The organism is Cryobacterium sp. Y82 (genome assembly GCF_002929495.1).
Taxonomy (GTDB): Bacteria; Actinomycetota; Actinomycetes; order Actinomycetales; family Microbacteriaceae; genus Cryobacterium; species Cryobacterium serini.
In genome coordinates, this window is record NZ_PJJJ01000036.1 from 284,052 (window position 1) to 303,408 (window position 19,357).

At 66.0% G+C, this 19,357-nt stretch carries 19 protein-coding genes; 9 read left to right on the forward strand and 10 right to left on the reverse strand.

Going from position 1 to position 19,357, the window contains the following annotated elements; translation table 11 throughout:
• Positions 1–575 precede the first annotated feature (575 nt).
• Positions 576–1,826 (forward strand): PLP-dependent aspartate aminotransferase family protein, encoded by a 1,251-nt coding sequence (locus tag CXY70_RS14905; protein ID WP_104193106.1) that lies wholly within the window; start codon positions 576–578, stop codon positions 1,824–1,826.
• Between the two features lie 5 nt (positions 1,827–1,831).
• Here the strand turns inward: CXY70_RS14905 and CXY70_RS14910 are convergent, their stop codons facing one another.
• Positions 1,832–2,611 carry a gamma-glutamyl-gamma-aminobutyrate hydrolase family protein gene (locus CXY70_RS14910; protein ID WP_104193107.1) on the reverse strand — a complete coding sequence of 260 codons (780 nt, stop codon included), beginning with the start codon at positions 2,609–2,611 and terminating at the stop codon, positions 1,832–1,834.
• 238 nt (positions 2,612–2,849) lie between these two features.
• Here CXY70_RS14910 and CXY70_RS14915 point away from each other — a divergent pair, with 238 nt between their 5' ends.
• The 3 genes from CXY70_RS14915 (at position 2,850) to CXY70_RS14925 (ending at position 5,604) form a co-directional block, all read left to right on the forward strand.
• Entirely contained in the window at positions 2,850–3,581 is a 732-nt protein-coding gene (locus tag CXY70_RS14915) for a PspA/IM30 family protein (RefSeq protein ID WP_104193108.1), read from the forward strand.
• A gap of 179 nt (positions 3,582–3,760) precedes the next feature.
• The gene (locus CXY70_RS14920; RefSeq protein ID WP_104193109.1) at positions 3,761–4,594 is read left to right on the forward strand and encodes an arginase family protein; all 834 of its coding nucleotides are present in this window, start codon (positions 3,761–3,763) and stop codon (positions 4,592–4,594) included.
• A gap of 221 nt (positions 4,595–4,815) precedes the next feature.
• Positions 4,816–5,604 carry a crotonase/enoyl-CoA hydratase family protein gene (locus CXY70_RS14925; RefSeq protein ID WP_104193110.1) on the forward strand — a complete coding sequence of 263 codons (789 nt, stop codon included), beginning with the start codon at positions 4,816–4,818 and terminating at the stop codon, positions 5,602–5,604.
• Here CXY70_RS14925 and CXY70_RS14930 read toward each other — a convergent pair.
• Complete coding sequence (locus CXY70_RS14930) at positions 5,601–5,882, reverse strand: hypothetical protein (protein ID WP_104193111.1); 282 nt, start codon at positions 5,880–5,882, stop codon at positions 5,601–5,603. The two genes, CXY70_RS14925 and CXY70_RS14930, sit on opposite strands and share 4 nt — an antisense overlap.
• Before the next feature lie 297 nt (positions 5,883–6,179).
• Positions 6,180–7,169: a diacylglycerol kinase family protein gene (locus CXY70_RS14935; protein WP_104193112.1), complete on the reverse strand. Its 990-nt coding sequence runs from the start codon at positions 7,167–7,169 to the stop codon at positions 6,180–6,182.
• 206 nt (positions 7,170–7,375) lie between these two features.
• On the opposite strand from CXY70_RS14935, the gene CXY70_RS14940 reads away from it, so the two are divergent.
• Both CXY70_RS14940 and CXY70_RS14945 read left to right on the forward strand, forming a co-directional pair.
• Complete coding sequence (locus CXY70_RS14940; protein ID WP_104193113.1) at positions 7,376–8,839, forward strand: NAD(P)/FAD-dependent oxidoreductase; 1,464 nt, start codon at positions 7,376–7,378, stop codon at positions 8,837–8,839.
• A gap of 3 nt (positions 8,840–8,842) precedes the next feature.
• A complete protein-coding gene (locus CXY70_RS14945) occupies positions 8,843–9,202 on the forward strand; it encodes a Fe-S oxidoreductase (RefSeq protein WP_104193114.1) in 360 nt (119 codons plus the stop codon).
• A gap of 180 nt (positions 9,203–9,382) precedes the next feature.
• Here CXY70_RS14945 and CXY70_RS14950 read toward each other — a convergent pair whose 3' ends face one another.
• Both CXY70_RS14950 and CXY70_RS14955 read right to left on the reverse strand, forming a co-directional pair.
• The gene (locus tag CXY70_RS14950; protein WP_104193115.1) at positions 9,383–10,873 is read right to left on the reverse strand and encodes a catalase; all 1,491 of its coding nucleotides are present in this window, start codon (positions 10,871–10,873) and stop codon (positions 9,383–9,385) included.
• Between the two features lie 46 nt (positions 10,874–10,919).
• Positions 10,920–11,399: a Fur family transcriptional regulator gene (locus tag CXY70_RS14955; protein WP_104193116.1), complete on the reverse strand. Its 480-nt coding sequence runs from the start codon at positions 11,397–11,399 to the stop codon at positions 10,920–10,922.
• Between the two features lie 95 nt (positions 11,400–11,494).
• Here CXY70_RS14955 and CXY70_RS14960 point away from each other — a divergent pair, with 95 nt between their 5' ends.
• Positions 11,495–13,552 (forward strand): MMPL family transporter, encoded by a 2,058-nt coding sequence (locus CXY70_RS14960; RefSeq protein WP_104193117.1) that lies wholly within the window; start codon positions 11,495–11,497, stop codon positions 13,550–13,552.
• Between the two features lie 18 nt (positions 13,553–13,570).
• Here the strand turns inward: CXY70_RS14960 and CXY70_RS14965 are convergent, their stop codons facing one another.
• Complete coding sequence (locus CXY70_RS14965) at positions 13,571–15,001, reverse strand: amidase (protein WP_104193118.1); 1,431 nt, start codon at positions 14,999–15,001, stop codon at positions 13,571–13,573.
• Between the two features lie 77 nt (positions 15,002–15,078).
• Between CXY70_RS14965 and CXY70_RS14970 the strand changes: the two genes are divergently transcribed.
• Complete coding sequence (locus CXY70_RS14970) at positions 15,079–15,903, forward strand: SDR family oxidoreductase (RefSeq protein WP_104193119.1); 825 nt, start codon at positions 15,079–15,081, stop codon at positions 15,901–15,903.
• Positions 15,904–15,983: 80 nt separating this feature from the next.
• Positions 15,984–16,637: a YigZ family protein gene (locus CXY70_RS14975; RefSeq protein ID WP_104193120.1), complete on the forward strand. Its 654-nt coding sequence runs from the start codon at positions 15,984–15,986 to the stop codon at positions 16,635–16,637.
• 85 nt (positions 16,638–16,722) lie between these two features.
• Here CXY70_RS14975 and CXY70_RS14980 read toward each other — a convergent pair whose 3' ends face one another.
• From CXY70_RS14980 to CXY70_RS14995, 4 genes are read right to left on the reverse strand one after another with little or no spacing between them, the layout of a single operon-like run.
• Entirely contained in the window at positions 16,723–17,301 is a 579-nt protein-coding gene (locus CXY70_RS14980; RefSeq protein ID WP_174844556.1) for a GNAT family N-acetyltransferase, read from the reverse strand.
• On the reverse strand, positions 17,294–18,016 hold the full coding sequence (locus CXY70_RS14985) for a uracil-DNA glycosylase (RefSeq protein ID WP_104193121.1): 723 nt from the start codon (positions 18,014–18,016) through the stop codon (positions 17,294–17,296). The genes CXY70_RS14980 and CXY70_RS14985 overlap by 8 nt, the downstream gene beginning before the upstream one ends.
• Positions 18,017–18,023: 7 nt before the next feature.
• A complete protein-coding gene (locus CXY70_RS14990) occupies positions 18,024–18,731 on the reverse strand; it encodes a Type 1 glutamine amidotransferase-like domain-containing protein (protein WP_104193122.1) in 708 nt (235 codons plus the stop codon).
• Complete coding sequence (locus CXY70_RS14995; RefSeq protein WP_104193123.1) at positions 18,728–19,291, reverse strand: phosphoribosyltransferase; 564 nt, start codon at positions 19,289–19,291, stop codon at positions 18,728–18,730. The genes CXY70_RS14990 and CXY70_RS14995 overlap by 4 nt, the downstream gene beginning before the upstream one ends.
• Positions 19,292–19,357 lie beyond the last annotated feature (66 nt).

Genomic DNA, 19,357 nt, shown 5'->3' on the forward strand with positions numbered 1-19,357 from the left:
TGGCCAACTCGACCAAGGATTGCCCCGGCTCCCGAATGAACGTCCCCGTACCCCCCAAACAGACGGCCGCGAGCCGTCGACGAGCGCAGGCAGATCTGCTCGCCTGGGCGCACTCTACGACCGAGGTTGGCGCCGACAAACACCAGGCCGCCTGATCCGACTTTTTGATCCCTCGATCGATACCATCGATCACCAGACGAGGCGGCGCCCCCGGAGCGTCGGGGACGGCACCGTCTCATCTGGTTTAACGCTGCCCGCCCACCGACGTGCGGACCGAGCACGATGCCTCGTTCAGACCATGGTTACAACGGATGCATAACAAACCGAACGACCGGGAGTTGCCGATCGCACAACCGGGGTAGACTGGGCGTTCCATTTTTATCAGCCTCTTCTCAGGCCATCCCACGTACCGTTACACACGGAGTTCCCCCACTCCAACGATTGGCCCCGGCATAGTTCTCACCTCCCCCCAGGCGAGAAGTGCCGGGGCTTTTTCGTAGTCGGCACCGGCCCGCGTTCACCCCCTGACGCGTAACGTTCAATGGCGGATGCTGCGGCGGGTCTAGCGTGGAGGAATGACCTCTCGCACCGAACCGACCCCCGCCTCGAACCCGGCACCACGGCCGAACAAGCACGATCCGGCCACGCTGGGCTTTCAGACCCAGTCGGTGCACGCGGGCAACGCGATCGATGTCGGATCAGGGGCGCTCCGCACACCGATCGTGATGGCCAACTCCTACGCACTGCCCGACGACCCGTCCACGATGAGCTGGTCGGGCGCGACGCCCGGTCTCTACACCCGCAACACCGGTACAAATCAGCAGGGCCTGCAACACAAGCTCGCCGTGCTCGAGCGCGCCGAAGACGCCGTCGTCTTGGCCAGCGGTGTCGCCGCCCTGCACGCCGTGTTCTTCACGCTGCTCAAGTCCGGCGACCACGTCGTCGTCGCCAACGTCACGTACGAGGCCTCCTATCGGCTCTTCACCGAGCTTTTGCCGAACAAATACGGAATCGAGGCCACCTTTGTGGACGCGACGGATCTGGCTGCGGTGCGGGCCGCCATCCGCTCTACGACGCGTCTGATTCATATTGAGACGGTCGGCAACCCCACGACCGCGGTGACGGATGTCGCGGGCGTCGCGAGGATCGCGCACGATGCCGGCGCGCTGTTGTCTATCGACAACACGTTCACGCCGCCGCCGCTGTTTCGTCCCCTGGAGCACGGAGCCGACCTCGTCGTGCACTCGTTGACGAAGTACATCAACGGTCACGGTGACGCAATGGGTGGCGCCGTCATGGGCAGCGCGGCGCTGATTCGGCGAATCAAGCTTGACGCGATGGTAGACGTGGGCGGTGTGATCAGTCCGTTCAACGCCTGGCTGATCATGCGCGGCTCGGTTACGCTCCCGTTGCGCATCCGGCAGCACTGCGAGTCCGCGCTCGCCATAGCCCGCTTCCTCGAGGCCGACCCGCGGGTCGCGTACGTCGCCTACCCGGGGTTGGCCTCGCATCCGCAGCACGCCGTGGCCCTGCGGCAGCTGCCGAACGGTTTCGGTGGGGTGCTCGCCTTCGCCGTCACTGGCGACAAGGCCACGCAGAACCGGTTTGTCGCGAACCTGCGCGTGATCACCTCGGCCGTGTCACTCGGGCACGATGAGTCGCTCATTGTGCACGTCGACAACTCCGGGCCGCGCGTCGCGGCCTACCCGGCACCGTTCCGCGAGTTCGGGCACCTGCGCTTCTCGGTGGGCCTCGAAGACACCGCCGATCTGGTGGCAGATCTCGCGGCGGCCCTCGATGCCACCTGTGACGCCGCCGTTCTCTAGCCGGTCTAGGCGGCGAGCGCGCTCGTGACTGGGGCCTCGACCCGCACCCGGGCGTCGTGCTGAGCCGTTAGACCGGCCAGGAGCAGGGAGAGCTGGTCGGCCGGGGAATCGGGCGCTTCGGGGTGCCACTGCACCCCAACGATCGGCGCGCTCTCGTGTTCGAGGGCTTCGATCAGGCCGTCGGGGGCGTGGGCAGCGGCCAGAAGTCCAGCGCCCAAGCGGTCGACGATCTGGTGGTGGGCGCTCTGCACCGAGATGTCGACCCGGCCAAGGCTCCACGCGAGCGTGCTACCGGCGGCCAGTGTGACGTCGTGGGTGGAGAGGATCTGGTCGATCGGCACGTCGATGTTCTTGTGGATACCGTCGTCGATGTGCTGCACAAGAGTGCCGCCGAGGGCGACGTTGATGATCTGCAGGCCGCGGCAAATGCCCAAAAGCGGCGTACCGAGCGCGAGCGCACGCTGCACGAGGGCGATCTGGCCCTCATCGGCCGTGGCAAAATGTGCCGTCTCACCCTCGTAACCGATTGTGCCGCCGTAATAGCTGGGGGTGATATCTTCGCCGCCGACGATCACGAGGGCGTCGGCATCCGCTGTCAGGTGCGACAGATCGGCGGGTGTGACGTCGGCGGCTGCGACGCGGGTAACAGACCAGCCGGCTGCCTTGGCCTCAGCAACGACGCGTGAATTGAGCACCTGCACCTTGGCGTGGTACGCGGGCCGGTCAGGACGCGCGGTCGTGACCTCGACGACGACGAGCATGCGGTTCGTGAGTTCTTCATTCATGCGGGGCTCCCGTCGGTGTCGATTGCGCTGCGCTGTACCAGGGCCGCGTTCGTTCCATTTTGGGCGGCACGCGCGTGGTGTGCGAGCGGTCCTGTAACACGGGGCAACATCGCGCTCCGGGCAAATTTTGGAAGGTTCCCAGACTCGCGTCTGCCGGTCACCCTAAACTTTGCAACAGACACGCACTTTCCTGGCGGAATCCGTCGGCCAGGGTCACTCTTTGTGAAAGGACCTCCGAATGACTAAGCAGTCCATCTTCGGCCGTATCTCCCAGCTCGCGAAGGCGAACATCAACGCCATCCTGGACTCGGCGGAAGACCCGGCCAAAATGCTCGACCAGATGGTGCGCGACTTCTCGAGCAGCATCTCCGATGCCGAGAGCGCGATTGCCGAGACCATCGGCAACCTGCGCCTGCTCGAAGACGACCACCGCGAAGACCAGGAAGCCGCCGTGGAGTGGGGCGACAAGGCCCTCGCTGCGAGCCGCAAGGCCGACGAGCTGCGGATGGTTGGCAATGCTGCCGACGCCGACAAATTCGACAACCTCGCCAAGGTCGCGCTGGGTCGGCAGCTGACCTCTGAAAAAGAAGCGAAGACCGCCGAGCCGCAGATTCAGGCTCAGACCGCCGTCGTCAACCAGCTCAAGACCGGCCTGAACGCCATGAAAGAGAAGCTGGTGCAGCTCACCAACAAGCGCGCTGAACTGATCGCGCGCTCCAAGACCGCCAAGGCGCAGGCGCAGGTGATGGACGCCGTCAAGAGCATCGACATGATGGACCCGACCAGCGAGGTCAACCGCTTTGAAGACAAGATTCGCCGCGAGGAAGCCCGCGTGCGCGGTGCCCAGGAACTCGCCGCCTCCAGCCTCGATGCCCAGTTCGAAAGCCTCGACGACCTCGGCGAACTCACCGAAGTGGATGCCCGCCTCGCCGCTCTGAAAGCCGGCAACACCGCCGCCATCGAGAGCTAGACGGGCACTCGGCCGTCGCGGACCGGGCCCGGCTGTCACAATGGATTACCGCGTCGACCAGTCTGAGTGTCCGCTTCGCCGAGTCGCTGCGAGAAATTCGCTGCTGGAAATTCGCTGCTGGAAATTCGCTGCTGGCGAAGCGGATGCTGACCTGCCCGGTCACTGGGCCATACTGAGGTATGGCTCCCACCTTCGTTGTAGTGCCGCAATGGCAGGGTTCAATTTCTCCGCGCGCAATGCGTTTGGTCGACGGGGCGGCGGCCATCCAGGGCGACCTTCCTTTCTCAGCCACGCGCCTGGTCGACGTGCCGGTCGAAGCCGGAGATGCGCTCGATACCGGGGTGCACCGGTTCTCAGCGATTCAAGTGGTGCGCGAGCGCCACACCAGGATCTTAGAGGACACCACCGACTGGGCACTCTCGATCGGTGGTGACTGCGGCATCGCGCTGGCCGCGGTGGAACACGCGGCGCGCACGCATCCGGGCGATCTGGCCGTCGTGTGGTTTGACGCCCACCCCGACCTGCACACGCCAAAATCCTCGCCGTCTGGCGGATTTTGCGGCATGGTCTTGCGCGCGATCAGCGGCGAGGGGCCGGCCGAACTTGACCTGGCCGTCGCGAGCAGCGTGCAGCTGCAGAACGTCGTTCTCGCCGGCATTCGTGACGTCGACGATGCCGAGGACGAGCTGCTGAACCAGCGCGGCCTGGTCAGTGTGTCGTGTTCCGAGCTAGCCGACCCGGCCGCGCTCATCGCTGCGGTTGCTGCAATCGGCGCCACCCACGTTTTCGTGCACATCGACCTGGACGTGCTCGATCCGTCGGCGCTCGATGGACTGAGCGATCTCATTCCGTTCGGGCTGAGCGTGACCGACCTCGGCGGCGCGATCACCGCCCTGCGCGCCAACTTCACCCTCGCCGGCGCGACCATCACCGGGTTCGCTCCCGCCTCCCCCGCGGCGGCGACCGACGATCTGCCGAGCATTCTGCGCATTATCGGCGCGCTGACCCGCTGAGCCGGCGTGGGCTAGCCGGGTGACCGGACTGAGTCAGCGGGAAAGGCCATAGATGCCGCATAACTCCTGCAAATTCTGGCCGGCCAGCAACACACCCGCGTCGTTCCGGGCAACTCCCGGTGACTCCCACGCGAATTGCAGGAGTTACGCGCGTGCGCGGGACCACCCGGACAACTAGTCAGACCAAATGCACGAATTCACCCCAGCCGATGGAGGCCCCCATGACCGACCAGCCCCGCATTCTCACCGAGCGTCGCGGCCATATTCTGCTGATCGGGTTTAACCGGCCCGAGAAACGCAATGCCGCCGATTTCTCGCTGCTGCAGCAACTCGCACTCGCCTACGGTGAGCTTGACCGCGACCCCGAACTGCGCGTCGGACTGGTCCACGCGGTCGGGGAGCATTTTACAGCCGGACTCGACCTCGCCGATATCGGCCCACGGCTCGGCCCGAACGGGCTCGAAATGGTGCCTGAGGGCGGCATCAACCCGTGGCAAGTGGATGGCCAATCCCTCAGCAAACCGGTCGTCATCGCTGTGCAGGGGACCTGCCTGACCCTCGGCATCGAGCTGATGCTCGCGAGCGACATCGTGATCGCCGCCGAATCGACCCGGTTCGGTCAGATCGAGGTCGCCAGGGGTATTCTGCCGTTCGGGGGCGCGACGATTCGATTTCCGCGCGCGGCCGGCTGGGGCAACGCCATGCGCTGGCTGCTCACCGGTGACCTGTTCGATGCCGCCGAAGCGCGCCGCTTGGGCCTCGTGCAGGAAATCGTGCCCGACGGCGCCCAGTTCGACCGGGCGCTCGAGCTCGCTGAGAAGATCGCCACCCAGGCCCCACTCGCCATCCAAGCCACCCTGGCCAATGCGCGACTGGCCCAGCGGAGCGGTCCGGCATCCGCTGAAGCAGGACTGCAGCCGGCTCTCGCCCGCCTGGTGGCGACCGAGGACTCCCGGATCGGAATGCAGTCGTTCCTAACCCGAACTCCCGCTGTGTTCCTCGGCCGCTAGCGCCCCCGCCCGACAGGTCTGCACGGGGCCTGGGCCCCCATGTTTTTCGAACCGGGTGAAACACTTCCCTCTGGAATATGCGGGTCGAACCGAGCAAAGATGGAGGCAATCGTGCCGTTCGCTTCGGTGTTTTCATTCAGTTCGGTGATGTGTTCGTTGCTCGCAGCAAAGGGCCGCAGGCTCGGCGGAAGCATATATTTTGCGTAGCTCGAACCGGAGAAGGGGGCAGCTACGGCGATCATTCCGGCAATGCGCGAGTCGGCGTCGAGCCCGATCATCACAAATTTTCCGATGAGCCCGCCCTTGCTGTGCGTAGTTTTCGACCCAGAACCGATGTCGCGGTTGACTCATCCCGCCAAAACCGGGCAAATCCAACGAATAGGTGCCACGCCTGGCGGCGATCGCGCGGTGCAGTGGAATGGAATACCGGTGTGAGGTTCCAGTGCCGTGCACGATTACGAACACGGGCGCGGTGACCGCTACTGACGGCTCCGGTGAGTACTGAACGCCGAATTCGTATCCGTCAATTCGTATCCGACCGGTCTTCGGGGCCAGTCGCGGGGATGCCGGAGTCGTCATGCGGTCGGTGGAAACTTGATGGTCAGGCCGGACGGCAGCACCTGAACGTCGAACCCCCTCGCTTCCCCAAAACCGTCGCCGTCGAGTTCGATCTGTTCCGCTCGTTCGAGTCGAACGCTGAGTTCTTCGGCCCGCACATAACGCAGCGCGCTGACTTCCTTGGTCATGAGAGCCCGACCGGCCTTCGTGCGTCGGAGAACTCCGTTTTCCCAAATGACCTTAACGAAAATTTGCACCCAGCCCACGAATCCCTCCGGTCGAAGCAGCGCGACGTCGAACTGCCCGTCATCGACGGCAGCGTCGGGCAGCAGCACGATGTTCGAGGGGAGGGATCCGCAATTGGCGATAATAATGGTGTGCGCCCGGGTGGCACGAAAAGGGCCACGATTGAGCGAGTACCGAAACCTCAGCTCATTTTTGTCGCGCAGAGTCGTGGCGAGAGCCGTGACGTAGGCGAGCCAACCGGCCTTCTTCTTCAGGTCGTCATCGGTGTTCGCCAACATTTTCGAGTCCAGCCCCAGCCCGGCCATGACGAGGAAGACGTGACTCGTCTTAGCGCCGTCTGCACGCGTGATCGCGATCAGGCCCAGGTCGATCTTGCGGTCGACACCCGTGAAGGCGGTGTGTACGGAGAGCTCAACGTCATCCAGACTCAGGTCAAGATTTCGCGCCAGAAGGTTTCCGGTTCCAGACGGAATCAGCGCCATGGCAATGGAGTCGTCCTTGAGGCCCTCGGCGACGGCGCGAACCGTGCCATCGCCGCCGGCAACGATGACTACTGCAGCGCCCGACTCGAGCGCTTCCGCCGCGCGACCCTGCCCTGGATCATCCTCGCTCGTTGACAGCCAGATGGTCTGATCCCAGTCGTTTTCCGCTTCCACCCGCGCGACGATAGCTTTCAACGCATCCAAATCGACCTTAATGGAGTTGTATACGACAACAGCGCGCTGGCGTTGCGCATCGGGAGATATCGGTTGGGCTGGCATGCCGACACATTAGCTGGCTTTGAATGGCATTTGAAGAGTTTGCGGCAGGCGTCAGCGTGCCAAACAAACTCACCCACTGAGTAAGAACGTCAGGGTAGGCTGCTCAGATCCAAGCTCTCCGAGTCCCGGCCCAGCGACCACCAGCCCGAGCAGCCGTGACCAGTTCTTTGTTGCCAGGCCGGTACGCCCCGAATCAAGGAGAATCAATGTCGAATCAGATCTACGACGTCATCGTGATCGGCGGCGGCGCCGTCGGGGAGAACGTTGCCGACCGCACCGCCCAGGGCGGACTACGCACGGTCGTCGTCGAGAGCGATCTGGTGGGCGGCGAGTGTTCGTACTGGGCCTGCATGCCGTCGAAAGCGCTGCTGCGCAGCGGCGCCGCCCTCGCCGCGGCCCGCCGGGTTCCGGGCGCCGCCGAGGCCGTCACCGGCAGCATCGACGTGCGCGCCGCCCTCCAGCAGCGCGACTCCATTGCCAGCAACTGGAAGGACGACGGCCAGGCAAAATGGCTTGAGTCGGCCGGCATCGGCCTCGTGCGCGGCCATGCCCGCCTCACGGGCGCTAAAGAGGTCACCGTGACCGCTGCGGATGGCGCGGTGACCGTTCTGACCGCCACCCATGCGGTCGTCGTCAGCACCGGGTCGGCGGCATTGCTGCCCGACATTGACGGTCTGAAAGAGATCGAGCCCTGGACCAGCCGCGATGCGACGAGCGCCCAGCAAATTCCCGAGCGTCTCGCCGTGATCGGCGGCGGCGTCGTGGCAGCCGAGATGGCTGCTGCCTACGCCTCGCTCGGCTCGACGGTGACCGTGATCGCCCGCAGCCCACTGCTCGGCGGTCAGGAACCCTTTGCCGGCGAACTCATCACCGCCGCGCTCGAGGAGAATGGGGTGACCGTGCTCGTCGGTCCGTCCACCACGAAAGCGCACCGCGATGAAAACGGTACAGTCACGCTCACTCTCGATGACGGCACCTCCGTCGCGGCCGACGAGGTTCTCGTGGCCATCGGGCGCACCGCGCGCACCCACGACCTCGGCCTCGACACGGTCGGCCTCGACACGGGTGACTGGCTCGTCGTAGACGACACATTGCTCGTGCAGGGCGACTCCCCCGCGCTGGGCGGCGACTGGCTCTACGCCACCGGCGACGTCAACCACCGGGCACTCCTCACGCACCAGGGCAAATACCAGGCCCGCGCGGCCGGCGACGCGATCGTGACCCGCGCGGCCGGCAGCCCCGTCGATGATGCGCCGTGGGGGGCGCACGTGGCGACGGCCGACCACGCCGCCGTTCCGCAGGTGACCTTTACCGACCCGGAGGTTGCCTCGGTGGGACTGACCGCCGCGTCCGCCGTGAAGGCGGGGTATCGCATCCGCATACTGGATTACGACCTCGCCAACCTCGGCGGCGCCTCGGTCCTCGCGGTCGGCTACGTCGGCAAGGCCCGGGCGATCGTCGACCTCGACCGGGAGATTCTCCTCGGCGTCACCTTTGTTGGGCAAGACGTCGCCGAATTGCTGCACTCGGCCACGGTCGCGATTGTCGGCGAAGTCCCCATCAACCGCTTGTGGCATGCCGTGCCGAGCTTCCCGACCCTGAGCGAGGTGTGGCTTCGCCTGCTCGAAGCCTACGGACGCCCGGGGTTCACCGACGAGGCTTCACGGTAAGGCATGCGTCGCATCCTCTTTGATTCGCCGGTCAGCCGGGCTGGCTACCTCTACGCCACCGCAGTCGGGCTGGTCTGGGGGTCGATCTGGAGCACTGGGCGGGTCGAGAAGAGGGCAGGCTTGTTCGTGTTTCGCGGAATGCCACCGTGGACCTTCGGTCGCGGCGGTTCCTGCGTTGGCGGCTGCTACCTCACCAACCAGAACGTCACAGGCGCTGTCCTCGAGCACGAAGCCGTGCACAAACGGCAGTGGCAACGTTTCGGCATGGTCTTTCCGCTGTTGTACGCGGTCGCCGGGCGCAATCCGTTGAAGAATCGTTTTGAGATCGAAGCTGGCCTAAAAAAGGGTGGCTACCTGCGCTAGGGCAACGGCTGAACGCACCGCCGCGGTCATGCCTCTGAACCGGGCCCATCCGCCGTGTGAGAGGTCGCCGAACGGCCTCCCTACCCCGCCAACGGTCGATTGCGACCCTCGCGAGCCGAAAGAGCATAGAAACCGCCCGGCCTGCAAGCAGGCCGGGCGGTTTCTATTCGTGCGGGGCGACTACTCGCCGGCGACGTACGCGGCGTCGACCGCTGCAGCCTCGGCGAAGACGGCGAGGTTCGCGCGCAGCTTGGTACCGAGGTCGGCGTCAACGCTGGTCCAGTACCAAATGGCCCGCTCGGTCACCTCTGGACGGGTCACTCCGCTGATGGCACCGGTGATGGTGTCGAGGAACCGCGCCTTGGCGGCGTCGTCGTAGACCTCCCGGTACAGCGTTCCGGCCTGGCCGAAATCGCTATCCTCGCTGCGCAGGGTCGCGGCGGAGCGCAGCAGCTCGCCATCGCTCTCCCAAGACCCCTCACCAGCAGCGGCGGGGTCGGCGACCGGCCCGCCGAGGGAGTTGGGCGCATAGTTCGGTTCGGTCGGAGCGTTGAAGTAGTGACGCTGCGCGCCATCCTGCGAGTAGTTGTTGACCGGGCTCTTGGGAGCGTTGATCGGCAGCTGCGCATAGTTGGTGCCGACGCGGTAGCGCTGGGCGTCTGGATAAGAGAAGATGCGCGCCATGAGCATCTTGTCCGGGCTCGCCGCGATTCCGGGAACGAGGTTGGCCGGCGAGAACGCCGCCTGCTCGATCTCGGCGAAGAAGTTCTCCGGGTTGCGGTTCAGGGTGTGCGTACCGACGGGGATCAGCGGGAAGTCGGCGTGCGGCCAGACCTTGGTCACGTCGAACGGGTTGAACCGGTAGGTGTTGCCCTGCTCGTAAGGCATAACCTGCACGGAGACGTTCCACGAGGGCAAGTTGCCGGTGGCGATGGCGTCGAAGAGGTCGCGACGGTAGTAGTCAGCATCCGCTCCGGCGAGGAGTTCGGCCTCTGACCCTTCCATCTCGACGTTGCCCTGGTTGGATTCAAAGTGGTACTTCACCCAGAAACGCGCGCCAGCGGCGTTAATCCACTGGTAGGTGTGCGAGCCGAAGCCGGGCATTTCGCGCCAGGAGCGCGGCAGGCCGCGGTCGCCCATGAGGTAGGTGACCTGGTGCGCCGACTCCGGAGACAGGGTCCAGAAGTCCCACTGCATGTTGGGATCGCGCAGGCCCGAGCCCGGAAGCCGCTTCTGCGAGTGGATGAAGTCAGGAAACTTGATGCCGTCACGGATGAAGAACACCGGGGTGTTATTGCCGACGATGTCGTAGTTACCCTCGGTCGTGTAGAACTTGACCGAGAAGCCGCGCACGTCCCGCCAGGTGTCCGGGCTGCCCTGCTCGCCGGCGACACTCGAGAAACGCTGCAGGGTCGGGGTCGCCGTGCCCGGCTGGAACATGGCAGCGCGGGTGTACTTCGAGACGTCACCGGTGACGACGAACTCGCCGTGCGCTCCGCCGCCCTTGGCGTGCACGATGCGCTCCGGAATGCGCTCGCGGTTGAACTGGGCCAGCTTCTCGACCAAATAACGGTCGTGCAGTGCGGTCACACCGTCGGCGCCGACGGTGAGGGAGTGCGCATCGCTGGCGACGGGCGTTCCCGTCTGGTCGGTAGTGGGCTTGATAGTCATAGTGCTCCTTGAGTGTGGATCAGCAACGCGACGTTGACGGAAAAGGTTAGGGGAGGGCGCTTTCGGCCTGGCACTGTGCGCAGAGGCCCCAGTAGATGACCTCGGCGGCGCGCACGTCGAAGCCGAGGGCATCCGCTGGGGTGAGGCAGGGCGCGTGACCGACGGCGCAGTCCACGTCGTGAACGACGCCGCAGTGGGTGCAGACGATGTGGTGGTGATTGTCTCCAACCCGGCGTTCGAACAGCGCGGGTGAGCCGGCCGGTTCAATCTTGCGTACGAGCCCGGCAGAGGTAAACGACGCCAGCACTCCGTAGACCGCCTGGAGTGAGGTGCCCGGCAGGTCTGCGCGCACCACGCCGAACAGGGCGTCGGCTGTTGAGTGCGGCCGGTCGGTGAGGGCCCGCAATACGGCCAGACGCGGCGCGGTCACCTTGAGACCAGCCGAGCGGATACCGCCCTCGAGCAACCCGGCGTCGGCTGCGGCTAGGCGCAGCCCCTCGCCGTCGCTCAGATTGGATATCGTCATGCTTCGACCGTAGCATTTTGTTTTGAGTAAATCAAAACAATTCCAGGATAATTTAGCTAGCTAGGATAGCGATCAGTGACATTCTGGGAGGAATAGTGCTCGCGATCACCCGCTTCATCTCCGGCAGACGCACCGCTTGGGCGGTATTGCTCGGCACAATCGTGGCCGTCGGTTTGCTGTTCACCTTGCTTCCGGCCAATGACTCCGCAGATTTTCCGGCCGCAGGCTTGCCGGAAAGCAGCCAGGCCGCCCGGGTCACCGAGCTGCTCACCACGTTTCCTTCCGCCGACCAGACCGCCGCGATCGTGGTCTGGTCCAGGGACGGCGCCGACCTGACCACGGCCGACAAGACGGCTATCACCGCCGCAGCTGCGAATCTCGGTGCCGCATCGATCGCCCCGCGCGCAGCAACGCCGCAGTTCAGCGACGACGGTCAGGCAGCGCTGAGCGTAATACCTCTGGAGGCCCTCGGGACGACGGCCGATATTGAGAAGGCGGCCACCGGTATCCGCGCTACGGCGTCGACCGCGCTACCGGGCGGACTGACCGCTTATGTCACCGGGCCGGTGGGTTTTCAGGCCGACATCACCAACGCCTTCGCCGGAGCCGACTTTCGCCTGCTGCTGGTGACCGTGATCGTCGTCGCGGTGCTGCTCATCGTGACCTATCGCAGCCCGGTGCTGTGGATCGTGCCTCTCGTCGTGGTCGGCCTCGCTGACGGCCTGGCCGGCAAGGTGGCTGGCGCGCTGGCCGAACCGCTCGGTTTCGCCCTCGATGCCTCGATCTCGGGAATTCTCTCCGTGCTCGTGTTCGGTGCCGGCACCAACTACGCCCTGCTGCTCGTTGCGCGTTACCGCGAAGAACTGCTGCACACCGAAAATCGCAACGTCGCGATGCGCACCGCAGTGACGAGCGCCGGCCCGGCAATCGCGGCCAGCGGTGGCACGGTAGCGCTGAGCCTCCTCACCCTGATGTTCGCGGAACTCGCCGGCAACCGGGCCCTCGGTATTGCGTGCGCCATCGGCGTGATCATCGCCATCCTGTTCGCCCTGCTCGTTCTGCCGTCGGCCCTCGTGGTGTGCGGGCGCGGACTGTTCTGGCCGTTCATTCCGCGCGTGCAGGCTCAGGGCTCGTCGGCGCGCACCGGATTCTGGACACACCTCGGCCGGGGCGTGTCCAAACACCCGGTGATCATCACGGTCGTCTCCGTTCTGGCGATCGGCTCTCTCGCATTCGGGCTGAACGGCGCCGCGGTCGGGCTGTCCCAGGCCGACCAGCTGCTCGGCAACCCGGAGTCGGTCGTTGCGCAGCGCATCGTGGACGCGTCGTTTTCGGCGGGACTGACCAGCCAGACCGTCGTGTTGACGCCGGAGGCGGCATCCGCTGACACGGTGGCGGTCGCTCTGGCAACCCCCGGAGTTTCTGCGGCGGTGGCCGGTGAGAACGCCGGCGGCCTGACCCGCATCGACGTCACTCTCGACAGTGAACCGGGCAGCGACGCAACGTTTGCGACCATCGCCGCACTGCGCACCGATTTAGCGGATGCCCCCGACGCCGTTGCGCAATCGCTGGTCGGTGGCAGCGATGCCACGGCCCTCGACACGAAGACCAGCGCCGAGCGCGATCAGCGCCTGATACTGCCGCTGATCCTCGGCATCGTCTTTCTGATCCTGGCGCTGTTACTGCGCTCGCTCGTGGCACCGGTTCTGCTCATCGCCACGGTGCTCGCCACCTTCTTCGCCAGCCTGGGCGCCTCCAATCTGATCTTTCAGAACCTGCTCGGATTTGCCGCATTCGACACCAACGTCGTTTTGTTTGCGTTCCTGTTCCTGGTGGCGCTCGGAGTTGATTACAACATTTTCCTGACGACGCGCGCCCGCGAAGAGGCGCGGCGCTACGGTACCCGCGAGGGCATGGTGCGGGCGCTCTCCTCGACCGGTGCCGTGATCACGAGCGCCGGCATTCTGATTGCGGCCGTTTTCGCCGTGCTCGGGGTGCTGCCCGTCGTTGCCCTCACCCAGATCGGCGTGATCGTCTGCATCGGTGTGTTGCTTGATACCCTGGTCGTGCGCACCGTGCTCGTGCCGGCGCTGGTTTTCTTGGTCGATGACCGGTTCTGGTGGCCGTCCAACCCGGTGGCGACGCGCCAGTAGCGGGCCTTGCCAGACGCTCTACGCCGGCTCGGGCGGTACTCGATCCTGCCAGCGGATGCGCCGCTCCAGCTGCGCGCCGAGTGCGAGCAGCGTGGCCTCGCCACCAGGCCGGCCGATGAGCTGCACCCCCATCGGCACGCCGTTCTCGGTCTGGTGCACCGGGAGCACGATCGCCGGCAGTCCGCTCACGTTGATCATCGAGGTGAACGGCGTGTACTGCACCTGCTGGGCGAAGTTCGCCTCGGCGTCGTGCGCATCGTACCATCCGACCGGCCGCGGGGTCATGGCCATGGCCGGGGTCAACACGGCATCGAATTTCGACAGTTGCTGAATGAAGGAACGCTCAAACGCGGTCAGCGCGGCGAGCGCTTCAGCGAGGTCGCGCGCACTGAGGTTTCGGCCCCGGGTAAGCAGCCACTGGGTCAACGGTTCGAGCAGGGCGATCTCGGCCTCGGTCTCGGCCGGGATGCTCGCCGCGCCTGCCTGCCAGATGGTGCGAAACGCCGGCCCGTAGCTCGGGTCGGGCACAAGCGCCGTCTCTTCGAGGCCGTGGTGCAGCGCGGCGAATCCGGCGACGGCCAGGTCGAGCGCCTCCTGCGCTTCGGGGGCGATTTCGATGGAATAGTCGTTGTCCCAGGCCGAGGTCGTCATGACGCCGAGCTGAAATCGGCCCTCGCCGCGCACGGCGGCTGCCAGCAGCGGCATCTCATCGCCGGGGGCCCGCAGTGCGTAGTAGTGGTCGGGGCGACCGTCTCGGGGCGCGATCATGGCGTCGAGCAGGAGGGCGGCATCCGCTACCGTGCGGGCGAGTGGGCCGCCAACAGGGAGGCCGCCGAGCTTATCGATGCCAGAGGCGGCGGGCACCCGACCGCGGCTGGGCTTGAGGCCGACGAGGCCGCAGGCGGCCGCAGGAATGCGGATGGACCCGCCTCCGTCGGAGCCCGGCGCGAACGGCAGCAGCCGGGCGGCGACCGCGACGGCGGCGCCGCCGCTGGATCCGCCGGCACCGAGCGCGAGGTTCCACGGGGTACGGGCGGGCGGTGAGGCGAGGCTTTCGGTGTAGGAGGTGAGCCCGAATTCGGGCGTGTTGGTTTTACCGAGGCTGACTCCCCCGGCATCATCGAGCGCCTGCACCAGGTCGTCGGACCGATCGGGCAGATAGTCGGCGAACAGGCGCGACCCGAACCCGGTGTGCACCCCGGCACGCAGGTGCAGGTCTTTGTCGGCGAACGGGAGGCCCCAGAGCGGCGCGGTGCTGGGCATCCGCTCTTCGACGAAGCGAGCCCGGGCGCGAGCAGCATCCGCGGTCACGGTGACGAAGGCACCGAGCGCTGGATTGAATTTCTCGATGCGGGCCAGGTAGTGCTCTGTCAGCTCGCTCGGGCTGATCTCGCGTCGCTGCAGGGCCTGCCATTGTTCCAGGGCGGTCATTTCGTGTGGATCAGCCATGATCCGAGCCTAGTTCGACCGGGCCCGGCGACGAGCCACCGCTGGTCATGCACGATCAGGGAGGCTACCCTCTTGTCATGGCCCGCGCTTTGTACAATCCCATCGGCACCACCGCGCTCATCACCGGAGCGTCGAGCGGACTCGGCGTCGGGTACGCGCACGAGCTTGCCCAGCGCGGCGCGGATCTCGTGCTGGTCGCCCGTCGGCAGGCGCGCCTGGAGGCGCTCGCGGTCGACCTGGCCGAGAAATACGGCACCGTCTCCACCGTGATTCCGCTTGATCTCACCAGAGCGGATGCCGTCCCCGAGCTGGTCTCCGACCTGCGCGAGCGGGCGATCAGCCTGGGCACTCTCGTCAACAACGCCGGCTTCGGTACCTTCGGCACCGTACTCGACTCCGACCAGGACCGGGAAACGGAGCAGGTCGCCCTCAACGTGCACGCGCTGACCGCGCTGACCCATGCATTCCTGCCCGATCTGGTCGAGACGGCCTCGCTGCATCCGCACACCGCGGCGCTCGTAAATCTGGCGAGCACAGCAGCGTTCCAACCGGTGCCGCGGATGGCGGTCTACGGAGCGACGAAGGCCTACGTGCTCAGCTACACCGAGGCGGTCAGCTACGAAACCCGGGCGAGCGGCCTCAAGGTGACCGCGATCTGCCCGGGCCCCGCCGATACCGAGTTCTTCGAGGTCGCCCAGACCAGCAGTCGTAAGCTGGGCTCACCGCTGACCGTCGACGAGGTCATGCGTGCCTCCTTCGCCGCCCTCGACCGGTCGGTGACGCCGTCGGTCGTGTTGGTCGGTGCCCGCAATGCGCTGCTCGCCCGCGTGGCCGGCATCTACCCGAGGCGTGCCGTGCTGAACGCCGTCGGGCGGATGAACACGCCACGCGTCACCCGCTAGCGATACCGACGATCGCTCCCTGCGACCCGGGCGGTTCTTCTGCTGCACGGGGCACCGCGCGGATGCGCGAGACTGGACGCATGCCCGATCTCACTTTGCACGGCGGCGTCGGCAGCCGTGTTGACGCTGAGATCGAAGTGAAGCGATCGCGATTTCTGTGCCGCCTGGTCAGAACCGAGACCGAGGATGCCGCGCGCGCTGCCGTCGATGACGCACGAAAGGCGCACTGGGGTGCTCGCCACCACTGCTCGGCATTCGTACTCGGCTCCTTCGGAGCTCCCGATCAGGTGCGTCGTTCCAATGACGACGGCGAACCGTCGGGTACTGCGGGGCGGCCCATGCTCGAAGCCCTGTCCGGGCGAGGTTTCGTCGACTGCGTCGCCGTTGTCACCCGCTACTTCGGTGGCACCCTTCTCGGTGCTGGCGGCCTGGTGCGCGCGTACTCGGAGGCCGTTCTCACGGCGATCGACACGGCCCAGTCTTTAGGGCTGGTGGTGGAGCGCGAGCGCCGGGAACTGTTCACGCTCGCCCTGCCCCACGCGGATGCCGGTCGCATCGAGGCCGAGTTGCGCCAGCGCGGAGTGCTCATCCTGGGCACGGATTATGGGCTCGACGCGGTGCTGAAGATTGCCGATGACGACGCCGCACGGCTCGCCGCGATCGTCGCCCGGGTGACGGCCGGAACCGCGCAGCTGGAACCCCTCGGCCACGAATGGGTCGACGTCGAACAGTAGTCAACGTCAGAAGGTCCTGGAGCGCCCGGGCATTCGTCGGCAGTGGCGGCATAGCTCGCTGGGCACGCACGCACCCGCGACCGGTCTACTTCAGGCTTTTTTGCAGCAGGATCGTGCCGAGCCAGCGCTCAAACTTAAACCCGACCTTGCCCATGCGGCCGATCTCGTCGAAGCCGAAATCGCGGTGCAGCTTGATCGAGGCATCCGCTCCCTGGTCGGCGATGACGGCGATGATCTCCTTCAGGCCGGCAGCTTTAGACCGTGTGATCAGCTCGCCAAGCAGCTCGCGGCCGAGACCCTTACCCGTCGACGCCGCGCCGAGGTAGATCGAGTTCTCTACCGTGAACCGGTAGGCCTTCTTCTGTTTCCATGGGCTGACCAGGGCATAACCGAGAATCTGACCGGCCGGAGAGACGGCAACGATGAACGGCATGCCCTGTTTGTTCAGATAGTAGAACTTGTCGCGCCACTCGGCGAGCGTCATGGCATCTTCATCAAAGGTCACGGTGCTGTTGGCGACGTAGTAGTTGTAAATCTCGCGTATGTGCGGCAGATCCGCTGCTCGAACCTCGCGCATCGTGTATTCGAATGGCGTCTCGGGAGCCACGTCCGGCCGCAGGTGGCGGGGCAGCCGACGACGAGGCTCGTATTCTTCCTCAAGCACCCGGCACTCCCCTTTCTGATTGGTTCCAGATTACCGGAAGAGCCCACTGCACCGGTGCCGCTCCCTGCACGGTGAGCAGCCGGTTGGCGCCACTGAATGGGCGGGAACCGACAAAGCCGCGGCGGGCTGAAAGGGGGCTCGGGTGCGCGGATTCAATGACGGGAGTGTCGCCGAGCAACGGCCGAAGCGCGCCGGCATCCTTGCCCCACAAGATCGCGACGAGCGGATGCTGTCGCTCGACGAGCGCACGGATCGCCTGGTCGGTCACGCTTTCCCAGCCGCGGCGGCGATGCGATCCGGCCACCCCGGCCCGAACGCTGAGCACCCGGTTGAGCAGCAATACCCCCTGATCGGACCACGCCGAGAGGTCGCCATGCTCCGGGCGCTGCAAGCCCAAATCGGCCTCAAGCTCGGTGTAGATGTTGCCAAGGCTCCGCGGCACCGGCCGCACGTCGGAGTTGACGGCGAAGGCCAAACCGATCGGATGCCCCGGCGTGGGGTACGGATCCTGGCCGACGATGAGCACCCGCACGGCATCGAACGGTTGCCGAAACGCGCGCAGCAGGTGCTCGGGCGCGGGTAACACCGTGTGGCCGGCCGCCCGTTCGCTCGTGAGGAAATCACCCACCCGGGCCAGGTCGTCGGCCACGGGAGCGAGCGCTCTTGCCCAGCCGGGGTCGATCTGCCCGGTCGCCGCGAGCGCATCGAGGTTCACGAGCCGGTCAGGCGCCGATGGTGCTCACGAGCACGCCACCGTCGGCCTGGCTAACATTCCAGACGCTGCCGGCTCCGAGCACGCGGAGGGCGCCCTCACCGACTACGAGCACGGTGTTCTCGTCAATGGCGAGGCCGCCGTCGATCAGGCCAGCCTCCGTCGCCGCAATCAGCCGGGACAGGCTGCCGGACTGGGCAGCATGCACATCGACCGTGACATCGAGCAGGCCGATCCCCTGGGCCAGGGTGATTTCATCGAGGCCCTCCGAGACGTGTTCGGGCGTAACCTCGACACTGCCGATGCGCCAGCCCCCGATCAGGGCGCGTTCGGAGGCGATCATCGCGCCGGCCGAAAAACCGAGGTAGGGCACGCCGCTGGACACCTGGCGGCGAATCTCGCCGGCAATCGGCAGCACGGCCGCGAGGTAGTCGGGCGTCACCCCGCCGCCGATGATGATGCCGTCGACGGCGGAAATCGCCGTGAGGGCTGCGGTATCACCCGGAGTGAGCGTGCTCCGGCGGGTCTGTACGGTGTCGCCGAGCGACTCGGCCAGTTCCTCGGCATGCGCGCTGCCAGGACCCACGGTGACGATCGCGACAATCGGTTCGTCGCGGCTGGCCAGGGAGGCCTGCGCCGTGACCTCGGAGATAAACGTTCTGAAGATTTCGGCGTCGTGCGCGGGGTCGCCCCCTCCGCCGACCAGATGTACGCTCACGCGGCGACCTCGGCCGTCGCGGCGGCGAGCGCTTCCGGCGCGATGCTGGCGGGGGCGCTCGCAACCGGCGGCAGCGCCGACCAGGGGAACACGATCCACTTATCGGTCTCGCGCCAGGTGAAATCAGGCACGTGAACCGTGCGCGGCTTGGTATAGAGGGTCGCGGTGCGCACCTCCATAGCCGTCTCCCCGAGCAGGCGCAGCACCAGGGCGAGGGTGTGTCCGGAGTCGGAGACGTCGTCGACGAGCAAAACCCGCTTACCGGCGAGGGCCGGAGCGTCGAGCATCGGGGCCGACAGCACGGGTTCTGGCAGTCGTTCGTCGATGCCCGTGTAGAACTCCACGTTGATGCTGCCGCAGTTCTTCGTGCCAAGCGCATACGACACGGCGCCGGCCAGCAGCAGTCCGCCGCGGGCGATGGCAATCACGACATCCGGGTGAAAACCGCTCGCCCGCACGCGGGTCGCCAACTCGCGCGACGCCGCAGCGAAGTCAGTCCACTGCAGAATTTCACGGTCGATCACGGGCGGAGTTGGGGCATCCTGGGCATCAAGTGTCATCCGTCAATGCTAGCGACGATCCAGGCTGCACAGAGCGGATGCAGCGCGCACAGCCGGCCGCGCAGC